Origin of the sequence: Salmonella sp. SAL00653, from assembly GCF_046552515.1 — a bacterium.
GTDB classification, from domain to species: Bacteria; Pseudomonadota; Gammaproteobacteria; order Enterobacterales; family Enterobacteriaceae; genus Salmonella; species Salmonella enterica.
Map to the genome: position 1 here is coordinate 190838 of NZ_JBGDTY010000006.1, position 21702 is coordinate 212539.

The window sequence follows — 21702 nt, forward strand, 5'->3', positions numbered from 1 at the left end:
TCAGTTTGTCGCCGCTTGTGAACGGAAACGGGCAAAAATGAAGATGACGGCAAAGCACAATGCCGGAACCAGTTCGGCGGTCGGGATTTTGCCTGCGGCGTCGCTAACGAAGCCCATTACTGGCGTGACAATACCGCCGCCAATAATGGTCATGACGATAAAAGACGAGCCGTACTTAGTGTCCTGTCCCAGATTTTTGATACCCAGCGAGAAGATGGTCGGGTACTGGATTGACATAAATGCGCTACACAACGTCAGCGCCAGCAGGCCGATATGTCCGCCGCTAAAGGCGGAAATCAGACACAGGAGCATGGCAAACAGGGCGTAGGCGGCCAGCACTTTATGCGGCGCGAAGCGGCTGATAAGCCAGGTCCCGGTGAAACGGCCGATAAAGAAGCACACCATCGTGCCGGTCAGGTAGTTGGCGGCGAAACCGGGCGTCATTCCAGGGATCTCCTCAATGGCGTAGCGGATCAGATAGCTCCAGCAGGCGGTTTGCGCCCCCACGTAGCAGAACTGCGCCAGCACCGCCCAGCGCCAGTGGCGGATACGGATGAGTCGGGAGAGAGAAGATAAGAAAGAGCTTTGTTTAGCATCGCTATGATCGTCACTTTGCAGGGCCGGAAATTTGGTCAGCATAATCAGCAGCGCAACTACTAATACGATGGCGACGATAATCATGTATGGCGTTTGTACCGATAACACCAGGCTGTGTTTATAGGCGCTAAGCTGATCCGGCGTCATTTTATCAAGCGCTTCTTGCGATTGATGCGGCACGTTAGACAAAATAAGGCTTTGCCCAAACACAACGGCGATAATAGCGCCAAAGGAGTTAAAAGTTTGCGCCAGATTAAGCCGGAAATGTCCGCCGCTTTCTGGACCTAATACCGTAACAAAAGGGTTGGCCGCAGTTTCAAGGCAGCCTAAACCGGCGGCGATGATAAACAGGCCAATTAAAAATAATGTGTAATTCATTATCTCGGCGGCAGGCCAGAATAATGCGGCGCCAACAGCATACAAAAAAAGCCCGGTGATAATCCCTGCTTTATAACTGAGTTTTTTCATCAAAATCCCAGCGGGAATTGGAATGACGAAATAACCGAAATAAAAGGCTGACTGAATAAGCCCGGCCTGAAAGTTAGTTAGCGTAAAAGCTTGTTGAAACTGCGGTAATAAAATGTCATTCAGATTATTGGCGACGGCCCACAGAAAAAATAGCGAGCAAAGTAAGGCGAATGGAATAATGTAGCGCTTGCTCTTGCTTTGCTCTGCATCCACAGCACGAAAACTCTGCGTTTGTATTGTTGTGTTTCCCATAGCATCCTCATCGGTTCAGAAGCTTTTGCGTGCGGTCGGTTCTGGTCACCAGACCGTTAAATTAGGTGAGTTCGCTTTTCTTTCCGGTAATAAATTGGCGTCCGGAATGAACTCATGGAGTCATTTTCAAATAAAAAAGGCCTTTTAATATGATGGCGGTCACATTTATACCTGAGAGCAGAGCGTTCTGTGATTATCATCACTTTAATTTTCATAAAAAAATGACCGTTTGAGATGTTTAATTTAAAAAACCACAGACTGAATGCCCGAATTAAATTATTGCCACGGAAACGGGCAGTAGTAGCTTATTCTTCATTTTTGCCCGTTTTAAAAAATATTATTAAGAGCGGGCATTTATCGGCGAGAGAAACGGTAGTCGTCTGGTTTATCGTGGCGAATTAATTGATGTGAATCACAAAATATCGTTATTTAAATTCCCTTCTCTTTATTCAGTATGATGATAGTTGCTAACTATTCGATTATTTCAACAGGACAGCAGCGCGATGCGAAAGGCGGTTTTGTTGTCTCATTTTGAATCACAGAGAGAGGTAAATAATGGAACGAAATAGACTGGCGCGGCAGATTATTGATACCTGTCTGGAAATGACGCGGTTAGGGTTAAATCAGGGGACGGCAGGTAACGTGAGCGTACGTTATCAGGGCGGATTGCTGATTACGCCGACGGGGATCCCCTACGAGAAGCTGACAGAGTCGCACATTGTCTTTATTGATGCAGACGGTCAGCATGAGCAGGGCAAGCTGCCTTCCAGCGAGTGGCGTTTTCATATGGCGGCATACCAGACGCGCCCTGACGCCAATGCCGTGGTACATAACCACGCTGTCCATTGTACGGCAGTCTCGATCCTGAATCGCCCGATTCCGGCGATTCACTACATGATTGCCGCCGCAGGAGGAAACTCTATTCCCTGCGCGCCCTACGCCACTTTTGGCACCCGCGAACTTTCTGACCATGTTGCCGTGGCGCTTAAAAATCGTAAAGCGACGCTGTTACAGCATCACGGGCTTATCGCTTGTGAAGAAAATTTAGACAAAGCGTTGTGGCTGGCGCATGAAGTGGAAGTGCTGGCGCAGCTCTATTTAAGTACGCTGGCCATTGTCGATCCGGTACCGGTACTGGATGACGAGGCGATCGCTATCGTACTGGAGAAATTTAAAACTTACGGATTACGTATTGAAGAGTGATGTCAGGAGACAGGCGATGGCGAACAGAATGATTCTGAATGAAACGGCATGGTTTGGCCGGGGAGCGGTGGACGCATTAACCGATGAGGTGACGCGCCGCGGTTATCATAACGCGCTGATTGTTACCGATAAAACGCTGGTGCAATGCGGTGTGGTCGATAAAGTGACAAGCAGAATGGATGCCGCAGGGCTGGCGTGGGAGATTTATGCTGGCGTGATCCCTAATCCTACGATTTCCGTTGTCCAGGAAGGGCTTAAGGTCTTTACCCAAAGTGGCGTGGACTATCTCATCGCCATTGGCGGCGGTTCTCCGCAGGATACCTGCAAAGCGATCGGTATTATCAGTAACAATCCGGAATTTGCCGATGTGCGCAGTCTGGAAGGGCTATCGCCGACCCGTAAACCCAGCGTGCCGATTATGGCGATCCCGACAACGGCGGGAACCGCGGCGGAAGTCACTATCAATTATGTGATTACCGATGAAGAGAAACGGCGCAAATTCGTTTGTGTCGATCCGCATGATATTCCGCAGGCGGCATTTATCGATGCCGATATGATGGACGGTATGCCACCCGCGCTGAAAGCGGCAACGGGCGTGGATGCGCTAACCCATGCTATTGAAGGCTATATTACCCGGGCCGCATGGGCGCTGACGGATGCATTACATATCAAAGCCATTGAGATTATTGCGGGTGCGCTGCGCGGCGCCGTGGCCGGAGAAAAAGAGGCCGGTGAGGCAATGGCGCTGGGGCAATATGTTGCCGGGATGGGGTTTTCCAATGTGGGGCTGGTGCATGGGATGGCGCATCCGCTGGGCGCGTTTTACAACACGCCGCACGGCGTCGCGAATGCTATTTTGCTTCCGCATGTGATGCGTTTTAATGCCGGGTATACCAACGAGAAATTCCGTGATATCGCCCGGGCGATGGGGGTGAAGGTAGAAGGATTGAGTCTTGAAGAGGCGCGTAATGCCGCAGTGGAAGCCGTATTTACGCTAAATCGCGATGTGGGAATTCCGCTGCATTTGCGTGATGTCGGCGTTCGAAAAGAGGATATCCCGGCGCTGGCGCAGGCGGCGTTCGATGATGTCTGTACGGGCGGCAATCCGCGTGAAGCGAGTCTGGCGGACATTGTCGAACTGTATCATACCGCTTGGTAATTTTGCCGGATGGCGCAGCGCTTATCCGCTCTACATTTCGTGCAGTTCTGTAGGCCGGATAAGGCGTTCACGCCGCCATCCGGCAACAAAACTACCGCGCCAGCCGTAGCTGCTGTAAGTTTCCGTCGATATGTAAATCGGTTTGCAGACGTGCAATATCGCGGCAAAGAAATGCCATTTCTTTATGCGTCTCAAGCTTTTTGCGCCACTTTTCCGGCACCTTGTCCAGATGGGCGTAAATTCCCTCCAGATTTTGAAACTGAATCAATAGCTGGGGCGCGCTTTTGGGGCCGATACCGGCAACGCCGGGGACTTTCGAACTGCTGATTCCTGCCAGCCCCCAGTAATCCGGCAACTGCCGGGGGAGTACGCCAAACTCTTTTTCAATAAACGGCGCGTCCAGCCAGCGTTTCTGGAAGTAGTCGCGAATGCGCAATCCCGGAGAGAGCAACTGGCAATAGCCTTTATCGGTTGACACAATGGTTGCCTGGTGTCCGGCTTCGGTAACTTTTAGCGCCAGCGTCGCCGCCAGATCGTCCGCTTCGTTACCATCTGATGCCCAACAGCGTACGCCGCGCTGTTCAAACGCGGCGCGTAGGGCGGGCATTTCATTATGTAAATCGTCAGGCATCGGCGGACGTCCTGCTTTGTAGTCCGGCAAACGCTGATGACGCCAGCCGCTGCTGCGCGCGTCGTCATCAAATACCGCTACGGCATGGGTTGGCTGGCTGTGAATAATCAATTGATCGAGCGCGTGTTGGCAGGTTTCCACACAGGGCGATCCCTGAACGGCGTGAATACGGCGAATCAAATTGAGCGCGTCGACGATAAGCAGATGAGCAGCCACGGTGTTCTCCCTTACAAACCTGCGCGTAGGGTAACATTCACGGCGGGGGGAGGCGAGCATTGCGAAATAGCGCTATCCGTAGGCCTGATAAGCGAAGCGCCATCAGGCAACAAAAGCCGGATGGCGGCGAGCGCCTTATCCGGCTTACAGATCCTAAAATGTGCTGAGAATTAATCGCAGGTAACGATCTTCATCGCCAGGCCGCCGCGCGAAGTTTCGCGGTACTTAGCGTTCATGTCTTTACCGGTTTCGTACATGGTCTCAATCACTTTATCGAGGCATACGCGCGGTTCGCTGGTACGGCGCAGCGCCATACGCGCGGCGTTGACCGCTTTGACTGAAGCAATTGCGTTACGCTCAATGCAGGGAACCTGTACCTGACCGGCAACCGGATCGCAAGTTAACCCCAGATTATGCTCCATGGCGATTTCTGCGGCGATACACACCTGCGCCGGACTACCGCCCAGCAGCTCGGCCAGACCCGCTGCCGCCATGGAACAGGCCACGCCGACCTCTCCCTGACAACCCACTTCGGCGCCGGAAATAGAGGCGTTCATCTTATACAGCGAGCCAATCGCGCTGGCGACCAGCATATAGCGAGCAAGTGAGTTAGCATTTACTTCGCGGATAAACTTGTCATAGTACGCCAGCACCGCCGGCACAATACCACATGCGCCGTTAGTCGGGGCAGTGACTACTCGTCCGCCTGCGGCATTCTCTTCGTTCACTGCCAGCGCGAACATATTGATCCAGTCGACGACCGCCATCGGATCGGTGGTGGTCTTATCCTGACTGACCAGCACCCGACGCAGCGCCGCCGCGCGACGCGGAACGCGCAGTTTGCCCGGCAATACGCCCTCGGTGGTGATACCGCGCTCAATACCGCTGCGCATTACCTCCCAGACCCTGGCGAAGTGCTGCTCCAGCGCTTCTTTACTGTGCAGAGCCAGTTCGTTTTGCATCATCAGACCGGAGAGCGACAAACCCGTCTCCTGGCAGTGGCGCTGTAAATCCGCGGCGGTTTTGTAAGGGTACGGTACGTTAACGGGTTCGCTATTCGTCAAACCAAAGTGCTCTTCATCGACGATAAAGCCGCCGCCGATGGAGTAGTAGGTTTGGCTGTAGAGCACTTTATCGCCCGCCAGCGCGGTAATACGCATCCCGTTCTCATGCAGAGACAGGTTGTCGGCGTGGAAATTCATGCACTTATCGACCGGAAATTCGACTTCATGCTGCCCATTGGCCAGTAGTAAACGCCCATGGGTGTTCACATCCTGGATAAAGGACGGAATGGCGTCGATATCGACGGTGTCCGGCAGATTCCCCGCCAGGCCCATAATAATGGCGATATCAGTGTGGTGGCCTTTACCCGTCAATGACAGAGAGCCGTAGACATCCACCACGACGCGGGTGACATCTGTAAGAATATGGCGGGCAATCAGATCGTCCGTGAACTGCTTGCCTGCTTTCATTGGTCCGACGGTGTGAGAACTGGAAGGGCCAATGCCGATTTTAAAAATATCGAATACGCTAATCATAGGGCATCCATTGCGGTTGTATCATAGAGAAGCGCCGCGGTAAGCGGCGCTAAAGGACTTAGCTGAACAGTGAGTAGAAAATAGCGGAGATGGCAATCAGGCCCATAATCACAACGAATACGTTGCTGATATGACCGCTGTACTTACGCATTGCCGGTACTTTCTGGATGGCATACATCGGCATCAGGAACAGAATCATCGCGATGATCGGGCCGCCCAGGGTTTCAATCATACCCAGGATGCTGGGGTTCAGCGTCGCCACAATCCAGGTGGTGACCAGCATGAACAGCGCGGTAATTTTATTCAGTTTGTTGATTTCGATGGATTTACCTTTACCACGCAGCGATTTAATCACCATCCCGTTAAAGCCTTCACGCGCGCCCAAGTAGTGGCCGAGGAAGGATTTGGTGATAGCAATCATCGCAATGATCGGCGCCATCCAGGCGATGATCGGCGCGTTAAAGTGGTTCGCCAGGTAAGACAGAATAGAGATGTTCTGCTCTTTTGCCGCTGCCAGATCTGCCGGCGTCAGGCTCAGCACGCAGCTGAAGACGAAGAACATCACGGTCAGCACCATCATGATGTGGGCGAAGGCCAGAATTTTAGAACATTTCTTCTCAGCGCCTTCACCGTACTCTTCACGCTTCGCAACCGCGAAGGAGGAGATGATCGGGGAGTGGTTGAAAGAGAAAACCATCACCGGAATCGCCAGCCACAGCGTCATCCACAGACCGTTACCGGTAGACGTGGCGGAATCAAAGGACAGAGTTTCCAGCGCCGCGCCGTTCCACTGCGGGATCAGGTACAAGGCCAGCAGCATCAGCGCAGCGACGAACGGGAATACCAGGATACTCATCGCCTTAACGATCATTTGCTCGCCGAAGCGCACGATGGTCATCATGCCAACAATCAGGATCAGGGAAAGAATCGCCCGCGGCGGCGGATTAATCGCTAACTGGTGGGTCAGGAAGCTTTCCACGGTATTAGTAATCGCCACGCTGTAAACCAGCAGGATGGGGTAAATCGCGAAGAAGTAAAGCAGGGTAATCAGTTTACCTGCGCCGATACCGAAGTGTTCCTCAACGACTTCAGTGATGTCTTCACCCGGGTTTTTACCGGACAGCACGAAGCGGGTTAAACCACGGTGTGCGAAAAAGGTCATCGGGAAAGCGAGAATCGCCATGATGATGAGCGGAATCATGCCGCCGACGCCTGCGTTGATCGGCAGGAACAGAACGCCCGCGCCGATAGCCGTGCCGTAAAGGCCCAGCATCCACATGGTATCCGTTTTGCGCCATGCGCTTCGAGAGTCAATCGAAGCAATAGTGCTGGTCTGAGTGGTTTCCATCTATTTCTCCTGGAGGATGCTAAAAATCAGGTTGCTGGTCTAATCCAATGAAAAAAGACCTGATCGTAAAATGAAATCTGCTTAGGGACGCTTTTTATATAATTTTTCGCCGTAATAATTTTCGGGCGGAAAGATACATTTAAGTGATGAATCTATCAGTGATCCCGATCTCAAATGCAATAATCCGCTTCTTACATGGATAAATTTGGACCATTAATCTATTAAAAAAACGTCATAACGAATTTCCGGGCGCGAAGGCTACCATTAACGATATAAGGCCGGAAAGATTGGGGCGCAAGATACGGAGGTTTGACTATAAAAATCAAGGTTTTTAGTGGATTCTGGCGAAGAATAAGAGTTTGAACCGATAAATCACGGTAAGAAGAGTGAAGTAAACGTTTGCCTGGCAATCTATTTATGATGAATTATAAATGGTGTTTATAAAACAATGCGGGCTATGCCTCTGATGATCATCATAAAAAATGAAGGCATACGTTAATTGCCATACCGCAATGAAAGGAATGGGAGAAGCGCCCGGCTGCTGGCGGCAACCGGGCATAAGCGCTAAGCGCAGATCTCGTAACAGGGGATGTAGGCGGAACCTGGCAATTTCATACGATGCTGCGCGACGAATCCCTGCAGCAGATCGTCCATGCGACGCATCATCTCTCGATCGCCGTGGATTTTATACGGACCATTAGCTTCAATGGCGCGTATCCCGACCTCCTTCACGTTCCCCGCGACAATACCGGAGAAGGCGCGTCGCAGATCTGCCGCCAGAATCTCAACCGGCTGATCCGGGTACAGTTTCAGGTTGGCCATATTCTCATGCGACGGCTCAAACGGCACCTGCAGATCCGGTGCAATACGCATCGACCAGTTAAAACTATAGGCGTCGCCGGTATCGCGGCGATTCTCTTTCACTTGCGGCATCGCTTTCTTCATCAGTCGCGCTACCTCCGCCGCATCGTCAATGATGATGCGGTAATGACGGCGGGCCGCTTCGCCCAGCGTATGGGTAATAAACTCATCCAGCACGCGGAAGTAATCGGCGCTCTCTTTTGGTCCGGTCAGGATCAGCGGCAACACCTGATTTTTATTGGCTGGATTCATCAGAATCCCCAGCAAATAAAGCAGCTCTTCCGCCGTACCCACGCCGCCCGGGAAGATGATGATACCGTGTGCGATACGGACGAACGCTTCCAGGCGTTTTTCGATATCCGGCATGATGATCAGTTCATTCACCAGCGGGTTAGGCGGTTCAGCCGCAATAATGGAAGGTTCAGTCATGCCGATAAAGCGGCTGTCTTTATAACGCTGTTGCGCGTGACCGACCGCCGCGCCCTTCATGGGGGCTTCCATCGCCCCAGGGCCGCAGCCGGTGCAGATGTTCAGCTCGCGTAATCCCAACTGCGTGCCGACGCGACGGGCATACAGGTACTCGTTTTCGTTAATTGAGTGGCCGCCCCAGCATACCACCATGTTTGGCGCTTCGCCGACGTGCAGCGCCCGGGCGTTGCGCAAAATAGAGAACACCAGATTGGTGATATGTGTTGAGCTTTCAAGATCCAGATGCTGGAAACGGCCGGCATTGTGGATCTGCCCATTCACAAAGAGAATGTCGCGCAGCACCGCGAACAGGTTAGCCTGTAGCGCACGAATAATCCGCCCGTCAACAAAAGCGTCTTCAGGCGGGTTAATCAATTCCAGCTTCACGCCGCGCTCGCGGCGCAGTACGTTAATATCGAAATTTTCAAAGCGGGACAGCAGCTCTTTGCTGTTGTCGGTCAGGCTGCCGGAGTTAAGAACGGCAAGTGAACAGTTACGAAACAGTTGATACAGGTCGCTACTGGCCGTGCGTTTCAGCATGTCCACTTCCAGTTGCGACAACATATCCATTGAGCCAAGCGGGCTAATATGTGTAATCAAGTAAACTCCTTATGGGACGCAACACGCCATTCCCTGTTGATTACAATAGCCCTGGCTGATGACCTTTCACAACCTTACATGCGCAATCCGGCACGCAAAATTGACAAAAAAATTACTGTCGCGCCAGCCTGCCTGTGGCGGGCACGAAATCGGTATTGCTGCGCCAGGGATTAATGTCCAGCCCGCCGCGGCGAGTATAGCGCGCATAAACGCTTAACGTTTCCGGCTGGCAGAAGCGCAGAATGTCATTAAAAATACGCTCTACACACTGCTCGTGAAATTCATTATGGTGACGGAAGGAGACCAGATAACGCAGCAGTTTTTCCCTGTCGATTTTGCGCCCGCGATACTGAATTTGTATCGAGCCCCAGTCCGGTTGGTGGGTGATCAGGCAGTTGGATTTCAACAGATGACTGACCAGCGTCTCCTCTACTTGCTTCTCGCCGCTGACCGCATGTTGCAGATAGTCGGTAGTAAACTGGTAGTTGTCGATACTGATATCCTGATCGTCAATACAGGTGCCGTGGAAATGGGCGACAGGCTGTCCTTCCAGCTCATCAAGACGATGAAGCCTCACGCTAACGTTGCCCTGCGCGCAGGCGCGCAGATCGCGCTCCAGCGTCTGGCGCACCGTCTCCCAGGTGTCAAAGCGCGTCTGGTTAAAGCTGTTCAGATACAGTTTAAAACTTTTGGATTCGATTAAATTAACGCTGGTGTAATCCAGTTCGACATGCCCGACGGCGACCTGCGGAAGACCCTGGCTGTTAAGCCAGGAAAGTTCATACAACGTCCAGATATCCGCGCCGTGGAACGGCAAATTATCGGCTGTTAATCCGAGCGGGTCGCGATTCAAACTGCGCGGTACGCCCTGCAGCAGGCTGGCGTCATAATTGTCCCGGTAATCCGTTGATTTTCCGAGAGTCAGTCCATCAAGAGCCTGATGGTTTTCATAAGAAGACATGTTTCACCGTCATAAACCAGATACACTATGCGTCAAGTGTATCCTGGCTTTTATGAAGAGAGAAACTGGTGGACGAACTGACAGCGCAGGCATTGAAAGCCTTTACGACGCGTTACTGCGACGCGTGGCAAGAAAAACACGGTAGCTGGCCGTTGAGCGAAGAACTGTATGGCGTACCTTCTCCGTGCATTATTTCTTCAACCCGCGATGCCGTTTACTGGCAGCCGCAACCTTTTGAAGGCGAAGAAAATGTAAACGCGGTTGAACGCGCCTTTGATATTATGGTACAACCTGCGCTCCACGCGTTTTACACCACGCAGTTTGCTGGCGACATGCCCGCGCAGTTTGCGGATGAAAAGCTTACGCTACTGCAAACCTGGAGTCAGGATGACTTTCGGCGCGTGCAGGAAAATCTGATAGGCCACCTGGTCACGCAAAAGCGGTTCAAGCTTCCTCCCACGCTTTTTATTGCGACGCAGGAAAATGAGCTTGAGGTCATTTCGGTCTGTAACCTGTCCGGCGAGGTGATTAAAGAAACGCTGGGCACCCGTAATCGCACCGTTCTTGCCGCAACGCTTGCGGAATTCCTTACGCAACTTAATCCTCTTCTGTAATCGTTTGCCCTAACGGGTGTGAGAGATCTCTTACAAAGTCTGTAGGAGATCGCCAGGATATCAGCGGATACTGAGTTCCGTTTTCTTATGTAAGTCTATATAAAACAACTAATTAAAATGTTTTTGCGCACTTTCATATGAAAATTTACTTAAGGTATTGTCTGTAAGCGTCTTGTAAGACAAGGTGAAACAGGCGATTCTATCTTCGTCGACAGGGAGTCGTACAACGAAGAGAACGTCAGGATGATGACGCTTCAGCAGGACACGCCAGGATGGTGTTACAAGGAAAGGCTTCAGGATGAAGCAAAGTGGAAAGCGCAGGATGCGTTAAAGGACACCTCCAGGACGGAGAACGAGAGCCGATCAGGATGTTCGGCGGGTCTGGATGACCAGGGACGCTTCAGGAAGAAGCTATCACATCGGGCGATGTGCGCAGGATGCAAACGTTCAGGATGAACAGGCCGTAAGGTCACAGGAAAAGTTGTCACGGATGAGCAGGGAGCACGAAAAGTAGCTGGAATGCTGCGAAACGAACCGGGAGCACTGTTTATACAGTGCTCCCTTTTTTTTGTTATTCTTCGCGCCAGATTTTCATCATTGAGGTTTTTAACATGACGACTCATGACCGTGTGCGTCAGCAGTTACATACGCTTGAAACGCTGCTGCGCGAGCATCGCCACTGGCGGCAGGATGCGCCGCAGGCGCACCTGTTTACCAGCACCCAACCATTTTTTATGGATACCATGGAACCGCTGGAATGGCTGCAATGGGTATTGATCCCACGTATGCATACCCTACTTGATAATGCGCAGCCGCTGCCCGAGGCGTTTGCCGTCGCCCCTTATTATGAAATGGCGCTGGCGGCGGATCATCCGCAGCGGGAGGCGATCCTGGCGGTTTTGCAGGATCTGGATGCGCTATTCGCCCGCGATAAATCCTGATGCTGGAGATCCTCTATCAAGACCCGTGGCTGGTTGCCGTGAATAAACCCGCAGGCTGGCTTGTTCACCGGAGCTGGCTGGATCGCGACGAAAAAGTCGTGGTCATGCAAACGGTGCGCGACCAAATCGGCCAGCATGTTTTTACCGCCCACCGTCTCGACAGACCCACGTCGGGCGTACTGTTAATGGGGCTGTCCAGCGAAGCGGGACGCCGTCTGGCGCAGCAGTTCGAGCAGCACCACATCCGTAAACGCTACCATGCCATTGTGCGCGGCTGGCTGATGGATGACGCGGTACTGGATTATCCGCTGGTGGAAGAGCGCGATAAAATTGCCGATAAATTCGCCCGCGAAGATAAAGCGCCCCAGCCGGCTGTAACGCAGTATCGCGGGCTGGCGACGGTCGAAATGGCGGTGCCGACCGGGCGTTATCCCACCACGCGTTATGGCCTGGTTGAGCTGGAACCAAAAACGGGACGCAAGCACCAGCTTCGTCGTCATCTGGCGCATCTGCGTCATCCTATCATCGGCGACAGCAAGCATGGCGATTTGCGACAAAACCGCAGCGCCGCAGAGCATTTTGCCTGTCGTCGCCTGATGCTTCATGCCAGTCGGCTTGAACTGACGCACCCCTTCACCGGACAGCCGTTGATAATTCAGGCCGGGTTGGATGAAACCTGGATGCAGGCGCTGACACAGTTTGGCTGGCGTGGACTTCTCCCTGACAATGAAAGGGTTGAGTTTACGGCGGCGTCCCGGCAGGATGAGACTCATCAGGCATAATTCAGGGAGATACGCATAATGGCAGAAATTGGTATTTTTGTCGGGACCATGTATGGCAACTCACTGCTGGTGGCGGAAGAAGCGGAAGCGATCCTCGCCAGACAGGGCCACAGCGCGACCGTGTTTGAAGATCCTGAACTGTCTGACTGGCAGCAATATCAGGATAAGGTTGCGCTGGTCGTTACCTCGACGACCGGGCAGGGCGATCTACCGGATAGCATTGCGCCGCTCTTTCACGGCATTAAAGATACAGTCGGTTTTCAACCAAACCTGCGTTACGGGGTGATTGCGCTAGGTGATAGCAGCTACCCCAATTTCTGTAATGGCGGCAAACAGTTTGATGCCCTGTTGCAGGAGCAAAGCGCGCAGCGGGTGGGGGAGATGCTATTCATTGACGCCAGCGAACATCCGGAGCCGGAGAGCCAATCCAATCCCTGGGTTGAAAACTGGGGAACTTTACTTTCCTGAGGTAAATCCCTCCCCCCTACGGGAGGGTACCTTTTCGTTTGCTTGCGTTGCCAGTAAGCAAAATCACGACCTGTACACAGTGTAAAGTAACTGAATCGTGTTAGCTTTGGGCATATGCCCGCAAAAGCGGCAGTTTTTTACGGGCGTTTTCATGTAATCAAGCGACCTGTTTCACATTCTTCTCTTTTTATTCCTCCTGCGTCGACGCCGACGCCTTCTGATTTCATTTCCGTGAAGTGGCTTCCACTGTCCTGGGCTTTTGCCATAAACAGGCGTAATTCATCGCCAAAATACTGTGTTGTTGCACGGTGAGTGTGTGTGGCGCGCTTTTTATACTTCTCCTGCCAGTGAATAAAAGCATGCAGCGTGCAAAGCAAACGACCTAATAAAAGCTGCAACAAGGAAACGTTATCTCTGATTCCCTACCGGTTGTGCAGTTCAGAGTGAGCGTAGCTAACGCGAAATTTCAGGAGTGCAACAATGAGTTCATTAAGTCACGCGGCGAGCAGTGCGGAGAAACGCACGAACGCCCGCTACTGGATAGTGGTGATGCTGTTTATCGTCACATCCTTCAACTACGGCGACCGCGCCACATTGTCCATTGCCGGCTCAGAAATGGCCAAAGATATCGGTCTTGATCCGGTAGGCATGGGCTATGTTTTTTCTGCTTTTTCATGGGCCTATGTTATCGGGCAGATCCCGGGCGGCTGGCTGCTGGACCGCTTTGGTTCCAAACGTGTCTATTTCTGGTCTATTTTCATTTGGTCAGTCTTCACCCTGTTGCAGGGTTTTGTCGATATCTTTAGTGGTTTCGGCATTATTGTCGCCCTCTTTACGCTTCGTTTCCTGGTTGGTCTGGCGGAATCGCCTTCTTTCCCGGGCAACAGTCGCATCGTTGCGGCCTGGTTCCCGGCGCAGGAGAGGGGAACGGCGGTGGCCATCTTTAACTCCGCGCAATACTTTGCCACGGTTATTTTCGCGCCGATTATGGGCTGGCTGACGCACGAAGTGGGCTGGTCGCATGTCTTCTTCTTTATGGGCGGGTTAGGGATCATCATCAGCTTTATCTGGTTGAAAGTTATCCATGAACCGAATAACCATCCGGGCGTAAATAAGAAAGAGTTGGAGTACATCGCAGAAGGCGGCGCGCTGATCAATATGGATCAGAAAGACACCAAAGCGAAAGTACCGTTTAGCGTCAAATGGGGCCAGATCAAACAGCTGCTGGGCTCTCGTATGATGATTGGCGTTTACATCGGTCAGTACTGTATTAACGCATTGACCTATTTCTTTATTACCTGGTTCCCGGTCTATTTGGTCCAGGCGCGCGGCATGTCGATTCTCAAAGCGGGCTTTGTCGCCTCGGTTCCTGCAATCTGCGGCTTTATCGGCGGCGTGTTGGGCGGCATCATTTCCGACTGGCTGATGCGTCGTACTGGCTTCCTGAATATCGCGCGCAAGACGCCGATTGTGCTGGGAATGTTGCTGTCAATGGTTATGGTGTTCTGTAACTATGTGAACGTGGAATGGATGATCATCGGCTTTATGGCGTTGGCCTTCTTCGGTAAAGGTATCGGCGCGTTGGGCTGGGCAGTAATGGCGGATACCGCGCCGAAAGAGATCAGCGGTCTTTCCGGCGGCTTGTTTAATATGTTCGGCAATATCTCCGGTATTGTGACGCCAATCGCGATTGGTTACATCGTTGGCACCACCGGTTCCTTCAACGGCGCGTTGATCTATGTCGGCGTACATGCCCTGGTGGCCATCATCAGCTATCTGGTGCTGGTAGGTGATATTAAGCGTATTGAACTGAAACCTGTCGCAGGACAATTATCATGACAACGCAATCCAGTCCCGTTATTACGGACATGAAGGTCATTCCGGTTGCCGGACATGACAGTATGCTACTCAACATCGGCGGCGCGCATAACGCGTACTTCACCCGTAACATCGTCGTCCTCACCGATAACGCCGGGCATACTGGCGTCGGCGAGGCGCCGGGCGGAGAAGTGATTTATCAGACGCTGGTCGATGCTATTCCGATGGTATTAGGCCAGGAAGTCGCCCGCCTGAACAAAGTGGTGCAGCAGGTGCATAAAGGCAACTAGGCTGCTGATTTTGACACCTTTGGTAAAGGCGCATGGACGTTTGAACTGCGGGTTAACGCGGTGGCAGCTTTGGAAGCGGCGCTGCTTGATCTACTGGGGCAGGCGCTTAATGTGCCGGTCTGTGAACTGTTAGGACCCGGTAAACAGCGCGATGCCGTCACCGTGTTGGGCTATCTCTTCTATATTGGCGATCGCACTAAAACCGATCTGCCGTATCTGGAAAGCACGCCGGGCAGTCATGAATGGTATCGCCTGCGCCATCAGGAAGCGCTGAACAGCGACGCGGTCGTGCGGCTGGCGGAAGCGTCTCAGGATCGCTACGGCTTTAAAGATTTTAAACTCAAGGGCGGCGTGCTGCCGGGCGAACAAGAGATTGATACCGTTCGCGCGCTAAAAAAACGCTTCCCGGACGCACGTATTACCGTGGATCCGAACGGCGCCTGGCTACTGGATGAAGCCATTGCGTTGTGCAAAGGGCTGAATGATGTACTGACCTACGCGGAAGATCCGTGCGGCGCGGAGCAAGGATTCTCTGGTCGCGAAGTCATGGCGGAGTTCCGCCGCGCGACAGGACTGCCGGTGGCGACCAATATGATTGCCACCAACTGGCGTGAAATGGGACATGCAGTGATGCTCAACGCGGTAGATATTCCTCTTGCCGACCCGCATTTCTGGACCCTCACCGGCGCCGTTCGCGTGGCGCAACTGTGCGATGACTGGGGGCTAACCTGGGGCTGCCATTCGAATAACCATTTTGATATTTCACTGGCGATGTTTACCCATGTCGGCGCGGCGGCGCCAGGCAAACCCACCGCTATTGATACGCACTGGATCTGGCAGGAGGGCGATTGCCGCCTGACTAAAAATCCGCTGGAAATTAAAAACGGCAAAATTGCCGTTCCGGATGCGCCAGGACTGGGCGTGGAGCTTGACTGGGAACAGGTGCGAAAAGCGCATGACGCGTATAAAAAGCTGCCAGGCGGCGCGCGTAATGATGCAGGCCCGATGCAATACCTGATCCCCGGCTGGACTTTTGACCGCAAACGCCCTGTTTTTGGTCGTCACTAATTCTGAATAAGGACACAGTTATGAGTACTCAATTTACGACGCCTGTAGTGACTGAAATGCAGGTTATCCCGGTTGCGGGTCATGACAGTATGCTGATGAACCTGAGCGGCGCGCACGCCCCGTTCTTCACGCGCAACATCGTCATTATTAAAGATAACTCCGGTCATACCGGGGTCGGCGAGATTCCTGGCGGCGAAAAAATTCGCAAAACGCTGGAAGATGCGATCCCACTGGTGGTGGGAAAAACGCTGGGTGAATATAAAAATGTCCTGACCGCCGTTCGCAACCAGTTTGCCGATCGCGATGCGGGCGGACGCGGTTTACAAACGTTCGATCTCCGTACCACTATCCATGTGGTGACGGGCATTGAAGCGGCAATGCTTGACCTTTTGGGCCAACATCTGGGCGTCAACGTCGCTTCGCTGTTAGGCGACGGTCAGCAGCGCAGCGAAGTCGAAATGCTGGGTTATCTGTTCTTTGTCGGCAATCGCAAGGCTACGCCGCTGCCGTATCAGAGCCAGCCGGATGAGCAATGCGACTGGTATCGTTTGCGCCATGAAGAGGCGATGACGCCGGAAACGGTAGTGCGTCTGGCGGAAGCCGCCTATGAAAAATACGGCTTCAACGACTTCAAACTGAAAGGCGGCGTGCTGGCGGGCGAAGAAGAGGCCGAGTCAATCGTGGCGCTGGCGAAACGTTTCCCACAAGCGCGCGTTACGCTCGATCCAAACGGTGCCTGGTCGCTGAACGAAGCGATCAGCATTGGTAAATACCTGAAAGGTTCTCTGGCCTATGCAGAAGATCCGTGCGGCGCGGAGCAGGGTTTTTCCGGACGTGAAGTGATGGCGGAATTCCGTCGCGCGACCGGATTACCGACGGCCACCAATATGATAGCGACCGACTGGCGTCAAATGGGGCATACGCTGTCGCTGCAATCCGTCGATATCCCGCTGGCGGACCCGCACTTCTGGACTATGCAAGGCTCTGTACGCGTGGCGCAAATGTGTCATGAGTTCGGTCTGACCTGGGGCTCGCACTCTAACAACCACTTTGATATTTCGTTGGCGATGTTTACCCATGTTGCCGCGGCGGCGCCGGGCAAGATCACCGCGATCGATACCCACTGGATCTGGCAGGAAGGCAACCAACGTCTGACTAAAGAACCGTTTGAAATTAAAGGCGGCATGGTGCAAGTACCGACCAAACCGGGGCTGGGCGTTGAGCTCGATATGGATCAGGTGATGAAAGCGCATGAGCTCTATCAAAAACATGGCTTAGGCGCGCGTGACGACGCGATGGGAATGCAGTACTTAATTCCTGGCTGGACGTTTGATAATAAGCGTCCTTGCATGGTGCGTTAAGTCAGAACCGGTTCCGTAAGGAACCGGTGCTTCTCTGGGTGTATGCTTAACAGGATCAACATGCGTAAGGACGACTTATGAAAATAGTGATCGCACCAGACTCGTATAAGGAAAGTTTGAGTGCTCTTGAGGTAGCGACCGCCATTGAACAAGGATTTCGCGAGATCTGGCCTGACGCCGATTACCTGAAATTGCCGCTGGCTGATGGCGGAGAGGGTACTGTCGAAGCGATGGTTGAAGCGACGGCGGGTCGAATCGTGCATGTTGAGGTCACCGGGCCGTTGGGGCATCGCGTCAATGCGTTTTATGGGCTTTCCGGCGATGCGCGTTCCGCATTCATTGAAATGGCGGCCGCCAGCGGGCTGGAGCAGGTGCCGCCCGCGCAACGCGATCCGTTGAAGACCACGTCATGGGGAACCGGCGAGCTGATCCGTCATGCGCTGGATGCGGGCGTTGAGCATATCATTATTGGTATCGGCGGTAGCGCCACCAACGATGGCGGCGCGGGGATGGTACAGGCGCTGGGGGCCAGGCTACGGGATGCGCAGGGCAATGATATTGCGCAAGGCGGCATTGGGCTGGAAACACTCGCCAGCATTGATATCAGCGGCCTGGATAAGCGTTTGTCGGCGTGCCATATAGAGGTCGCCTGCGATGTCACGAATCCCCTTACCGGCAAAGAGGGCGCGTCTGCGGTTTTTGGTCCGCAAAAAGGGGCGACGCCGGAAATGATTGAACGCCTGGAGACGGCATTGACTCGCTATGCGCATTTGATTGCTCGCGATCTGCATGTCGATGTGTTGGATCTGGCAGGCGGCGGCGCGGCAGGCGGCATGGGGGCGGCGTTATACGCGTTTTGCGGCGCGCAGCTACGGCGTGGCATTGAGATTGTCACCGATGCGCTTCATCTGGAAGCGTGTCTTGCGGATGCTGATTTAGTCATCACCGGCGAGGGACGCATCGACAGCCAGACCATTCACGGTAAAGTCCCTATTGGCGTGGCAAACATCGCCAAACGGTATAACAAGCCGGTAATTGGTATTGCGGGTAGCCTGACGGCGGACGTTGGCGTGGTTCATGAACATGGGCTTGATGCCGTTTTCAGCGTGATTTATACCATCTGCACGCTGGAGGACGCGCTGAAGAATGCGAGTGAAAACGTACGAATGACCGCGCGCAACGTGGCTGCAACGCTGAAAGCGGGGCAACAGTTACGCTGAGTTGTAGGCCGGATAAGGCGGTCACGCCGCCATCCGGCGAATATCAGCCTAATATCTTCTTCGCTTCACGCGCGACATTATCCATCTCATCCAGCAGCTCCAGAAACTCAGGCTCCAGCTCCTCTTCGTGGACGCCGCTGCGAAGCTGTTGCTCAATAAGCTGGCAAAGGTTCTTCATCCGCGGTACGCCGCTATAGCCGCAGCTCCCGTGTAGCTTATGGACCAGATCGACCAAACCGTTGGGATTTTCTCCCACCAGTTGTTCTTCAATTTTGTTGCGCACTTCCGGCAGAAAATCAATCAGCATTTGCAGCATATCCCGTGCCAGATCGGGCTTACCGGCAGCCTGGCGGAGCGCAAGCTGCCAGTCGAGCGTTACATTCGGATTGAAGATAAACTCAGCCGGTTCCGGCGCCATCAGGCGCGCTGCTACGTTGGCGCCAGGTTTATAGCGCAGCAACAGATTATGCAACTTCTCTTCTTCTATCGGTTTAGCCAGATAGTCGTTCATGCCCGCGCTGAGCAACTTCTCTTTTTGCCCGGCCATCGCATGTGCCGTAACGGCAATAACCGGTGTTTGTTGCTGATGAGGAAGCTGGTGAATCAATTCGCAGGCGCGTATGCCGTCCATATCCGGCATCTGAATATCCATCAAAATCAGATCAAACTGCATTTGTTTCGCCCGATCCACCGCCTGATGTCCGCTATCACAAAGTTCTACGTGCTGGACTTTATCTTCCAGTAACGCGCCGATAAGCTTCAGATTAGCGGGATTATCATCAACCGCCATAACCGTCATGGTGATTTTACTGGTATCCATTAGCAGCGGTTCAGGATGGTGATTCAACTGGCAATATTCTGTCAGCGCTGGCAACAGGCGCGTTGACGTCAATGGTTTTAACAGACAGGCCGCCGCGCCTCCTTGTTTCAGCTTTTCGGCGTTAATTTGCGCATGGCAAGGTAGCGCCAGCAGTAGAAAGTCCGTCATTGACGCCGCTTTCGCCAGACGTTCATGCTGCATGGTGAGCGGCTCGCGGAAGGTCACCGGAACGCTCAAAATCATAATATCGTAGTGCGCTAACGGCAGCGCGGAGAAGGTCGGGCTGTAAACCACCTCCACCGGCGTGTCGCTCAGTAGATCCAGGGTACATTGCGCGGCGGTAGCATTCGGTTCGACATAAGCCAGCCGTTTTCCGGCCAGACATGCGGTCGACGGCCCGTCAATAATAACATTTGGGTTAAGATCAAGATTAATATGAAACCAGAAGGTCGAGCCGCGATTAGGCTGGCTGTGGAAAGAGATATCCCCGCCCATTTCGTTGACCAGCTTTTGCGTAATCACCAGCCCAAGGCCGGTGCCGCCGTGACGGCGAGAAATACTGGCATCGGCCTGGCGAAACGCCTGAAACAGTCGCGACTGGTCGCGTTCCGGAATGCCGATCCCCGTATCGCGGATCTGCACTTCAATCTGTACTTTGGTGTTACTGAGTGCCCGCTTTTCTACCAGAATGTCGATATTGCCACTCTCGGTGAACTTAATGGCATTACCCACCAGATTAGTAATGACCTGTTGCAGGCGCAGCGGGTCGCCAATCACATTATCCGGGACGTCGTTTTTAATATTTAACGTCAACTCCAGCCCTTTATCATGCGACGAGTGGGCCAGCAGCGTAACCACTTCATCCAGCGTGTTGCGCAGTGGAAAAGGGATACTTTCCAGAATGAGCTTACCGGCTTCCAGCTTGGAGAAGTCGAGCACGTCATTAATGATCGCCAGCAGATTATTCGCGGAACGCTCAATGGTGTTCAGATGGTCACGCTGGGTGGGGTTCAGCTCCGTTTTTAATGTCAGGCGGGTAAAGCCAATGACGCCGTTCAGCGGCGTTCGCAGTTCGTGCGACATGTTCGCCAGGAACTCCGACTTAATACGCGCCGCTTCCTGGGCGCGCTTTTTCGCCAGATCCAGCTCAACGTTTTGGATTTCCATCTGCTCAAGGGTTTCACGCAGGTCTGAAGTGGCCTGATCGATATTATGCTGCATCTCTTCGTGATAGGCGGCAAGCGACATCGCCATGGAATTAATGCCGTTTTTCAGCATGTCCAGTTCGCCCAGCATAAATCCTTCCACACGGCTATCCAGTTGTCCGCGGCGAATGCGGTCAACGGTATTCACCATGTTACGGATAGGCCCGGTGACATCGCGCATAAGCCGCCAGCCAAAGATCAGCGCAATGCCAATACAAAAAAGCATCATCACGCTGGAGATAAAAATCTCTTTGTATTGCTGTAGCCTTACCGACTTGAGATCCAGTTCAAGCGCCACATACCCCAGCATATTTTTGGTATTTTTTGCGTCGGCAATCGCTGACTCGTCCGGCGAATAGCTCTCCGAGATAATCGGGGTGCGCAGAATCATAATATCGCCGTGGCGATCGACGCTCAGACGACGTGGAAACGGCGCTCCGGCGGGAAGCTGCATCTGTGAGGGGTCCAGATGGAAATTAGACGTTACAAACAGGCGGTTATGATCGTCATAAACGGAAATTGCCCGCACAATATCAGAGTGTCTGCGGTGCAGGACGCTGATAAGTTGGCCGATAGACTCTCGGTTTTGTAAGTTCATACCATATTCGCTGGAGACGGCGAGCGGTTCAATAATACTGGCGCCGGCATCTTCCAGTTGACGCTGCAGGTCGTTATAGCGGTGCACTACAAAAAAGATACTGAGCAGCAAACCTATCAGGACGGTCGGGGCCAGGATCAGAATCATCATGCGTGCGCGCAGGCTGTAGTTGGTCATGGAGTTCCGTTATGGGACAATTAGGGTCACACTGTTAA

General features: G+C 53.1%; 17 protein-coding genes and 1 pseudogene. 10 read left to right on the forward strand and 8 right to left on the reverse strand.

Translation table 11 applies throughout. The features are described from left to right. Positions 1-1317 (reverse strand): L-fucose:H+ symporter permease, encoded by a 1317-nt coding sequence (gene fucP, locus ACLJRU_RS09805; RefSeq protein ID WP_000528622.1) that lies wholly within the window; start codon positions 1315-1317, stop codon positions 1-3. A 555-nt stretch (positions 1318-1872) separates the two neighbouring features. Between fucP and fucA the strand changes: the two genes are divergently transcribed. Further along, the gene (gene fucA, locus ACLJRU_RS09810; protein WP_000440819.1) at positions 1873-2520 is read left to right on the forward strand and encodes an L-fuculose-phosphate aldolase; all 648 of its coding nucleotides are present in this window, start codon (positions 1873-1875) and stop codon (positions 2518-2520) included. Between the two features lie 16 nt (positions 2521-2536). Continuing rightward, complete coding sequence (gene fucO, locus ACLJRU_RS09815; RefSeq protein WP_001540823.1) at positions 2537-3679, forward strand: lactaldehyde reductase; 1143 nt, start codon at positions 2537-2539, stop codon at positions 3677-3679. 91 nt (positions 3680-3770) lie between these two features. On the opposite strand, the gene xni is transcribed toward fucO, so the two are convergent. The 5 genes from xni to queF form a co-directional block, all read right to left on the reverse strand. Then, positions 3771-4526 carry a flap endonuclease Xni gene (gene xni, locus ACLJRU_RS09820; protein ID WP_023235214.1) on the reverse strand — a complete coding sequence of 252 codons (756 nt, stop codon included), beginning with the start codon at positions 4524-4526 and terminating at the stop codon, positions 3771-3773. 170 nt (positions 4527-4696) lie between these two features. Beyond that, positions 4697-6064, reverse strand: a complete 1368-nt coding sequence (sdaB, locus tag ACLJRU_RS09825; RefSeq protein ID WP_000626384.1) for an L-serine ammonia-lyase II — start codon at positions 6062-6064, stop codon at positions 4697-4699. 58 nt (positions 6065-6122) lie between these two features. Beyond that, positions 6123-7412, reverse strand: a complete 1290-nt coding sequence (sdaC, locus tag ACLJRU_RS09830) for an HAAAP family serine/threonine permease SdaC (protein ID WP_001540822.1) — start codon at positions 7410-7412, stop codon at positions 6123-6125. Positions 7413-7976: 564 nt separating this feature from the next. Next, entirely contained in the window at positions 7977-9341 is a 1365-nt protein-coding gene (ppnN, locus tag ACLJRU_RS09835) for a nucleotide 5'-monophosphate nucleosidase PpnN (protein ID WP_000627973.1), read from the reverse strand. A 112-nt stretch (positions 9342-9453) separates the two neighbouring features. Next, positions 9454-10302, reverse strand: coding sequence for an NADPH-dependent 7-cyano-7-deazaguanine reductase QueF (gene queF / locus ACLJRU_RS09840; RefSeq protein ID WP_000100463.1), 849 nt, complete (start codon positions 10300-10302; stop codon positions 9454-9456). 68 nt (positions 10303-10370) lie between these two features. Between queF and syd the strand changes: the two genes are divergently transcribed. From syd to ACLJRU_RS09860, 4 genes are all read left to right on the forward strand, one after another. Then, on the forward strand, positions 10371-10916 hold the full coding sequence (gene syd / locus ACLJRU_RS09845; RefSeq protein ID WP_023235213.1) for a SecY-interacting protein: 546 nt from the start codon (positions 10371-10373) through the stop codon (positions 10914-10916). Between the two features lie 611 nt (positions 10917-11527). After that, on the forward strand, positions 11528-11857 hold the full coding sequence (locus ACLJRU_RS09850) for a YqcC family protein (protein WP_001522911.1): 330 nt from the start codon (positions 11528-11530) through the stop codon (positions 11855-11857). After that, positions 11857-12639 carry a tRNA pseudouridine(65) synthase TruC gene (truC, locus tag ACLJRU_RS09855; protein WP_000890028.1) on the forward strand — a complete coding sequence of 261 codons (783 nt, stop codon included), beginning with the start codon at positions 11857-11859 and terminating at the stop codon, positions 12637-12639. The genes ACLJRU_RS09850 and truC overlap by 1 nt, the downstream gene beginning before the upstream one ends. Before the next feature lie 18 nt (positions 12640-12657). Next, positions 12658-13107 carry a flavodoxin gene (locus ACLJRU_RS09860; protein WP_000807739.1) on the forward strand — a complete coding sequence of 150 codons (450 nt, stop codon included), beginning with the start codon at positions 12658-12660 and terminating at the stop codon, positions 13105-13107. 149 nt (positions 13108-13256) lie between these two features. Here ACLJRU_RS09860 and ACLJRU_RS09865 read toward each other — a convergent pair whose 3' ends face one another. Beyond that, positions 13257-13508, reverse strand: a complete 252-nt coding sequence (locus tag ACLJRU_RS09865; RefSeq protein WP_001540820.1) for a hypothetical protein — start codon at positions 13506-13508, stop codon at positions 13257-13259. A gap of 79 nt (positions 13509-13587) precedes the next feature. On the opposite strand from ACLJRU_RS09865, the gene gudP reads away from it, so the two are divergent. From gudP to ACLJRU_RS09885, 4 genes and pseudogenes are all read left to right on the forward strand, one after another. Beyond that, entirely contained in the window at positions 13588-14946 is a 1359-nt protein-coding gene (gene gudP / locus ACLJRU_RS09870; RefSeq protein WP_038394039.1) for a galactarate/glucarate/glycerate transporter GudP, read from the forward strand. Further along, a pseudogene (locus ACLJRU_RS09875) lies at positions 14943-16283 on the forward strand (enolase C-terminal domain-like protein). Before gudP ends, ACLJRU_RS09875 begins: the two are co-directional and overlap by 4 nt. Before the next feature lie 20 nt (positions 16284-16303). Beyond that, on the forward strand, positions 16304-17644 hold the full coding sequence (gene gudD / locus ACLJRU_RS09880) for a glucarate dehydratase (RefSeq protein WP_000107113.1): 1341 nt from the start codon (positions 16304-16306) through the stop codon (positions 17642-17644). A gap of 77 nt (positions 17645-17721) precedes the next feature. Beyond that, complete coding sequence (locus ACLJRU_RS09885; protein WP_000706484.1) at positions 17722-18864, forward strand: glycerate kinase; 1143 nt, start codon at positions 17722-17724, stop codon at positions 18862-18864. Between the two features lie 43 nt (positions 18865-18907). Here the strand turns inward: ACLJRU_RS09885 and barA are convergent, their stop codons facing one another. Then, positions 18908-21664, reverse strand: coding sequence for a two-component sensor histidine kinase BarA (gene barA / locus ACLJRU_RS09890; RefSeq protein WP_001540818.1), 2757 nt, complete (start codon positions 21662-21664; stop codon positions 18908-18910). Positions 21665-21702: the final 38 nt, after the last annotated feature.

Coding starts and splice junctions, on each gene's coding strand:
- fucP (WP_000528622.1), bottom strand. CDS start 1,317: ATGGGAAACACAACAATACAAACGCAGAGTTTTCGTGCTGTGGATGCA.
- fucA (WP_000440819.1), top strand. CDS start 1,873: ATGGAACGAAATAGACTGGCGCGGCAGATTATTGATACCTGTCTGGAA.
- fucO (WP_001540823.1), top strand. CDS start 2,537: ATGGCGAACAGAATGATTCTGAATGAAACGGCATGGTTTGGCCGGGGA.
- sdaB (WP_000626384.1), bottom strand. CDS start 6,064: ATGATTAGCGTATTCGATATTTTTAAAATCGGCATTGGCCCTTCCAGT.
- sdaC (WP_001540822.1), bottom strand. CDS start 7,412: ATGGAAACCACTCAGACCAGCACTATTGCTTCGATTGACTCTCGAAGC.
- queF (WP_000100463.1), bottom strand. CDS start 10,302: ATGTCTTCTTATGAAAACCATCAGGCTCTTGATGGACTGACTCTCGGA.
- ACLJRU_RS09850 (WP_001522911.1), top strand. CDS start 11,528: ATGACGACTCATGACCGTGTGCGTCAGCAGTTACATACGCTTGAAACG.
- truC (WP_000890028.1), top strand. CDS start 11,857: ATGCTGGAGATCCTCTATCAAGACCCGTGGCTGGTTGCCGTGAATAAA.
- ACLJRU_RS09860 (WP_000807739.1), top strand. CDS start 12,658: ATGGCAGAAATTGGTATTTTTGTCGGGACCATGTATGGCAACTCACTG.
- gudP (WP_038394039.1), top strand. CDS start 13,588: ATGAGTTCATTAAGTCACGCGGCGAGCAGTGCGGAGAAACGCACGAAC.
- gudD (WP_000107113.1), top strand. CDS start 16,304: ATGAGTACTCAATTTACGACGCCTGTAGTGACTGAAATGCAGGTTATC.
- ACLJRU_RS09885 (WP_000706484.1), top strand. CDS start 17,722: ATGAAAATAGTGATCGCACCAGACTCGTATAAGGAAAGTTTGAGTGCT.
- barA (WP_001540818.1), bottom strand. CDS start 21,664: ATGACCAACTACAGCCTGCGCGCACGCATGATGATTCTGATCCTGGCC.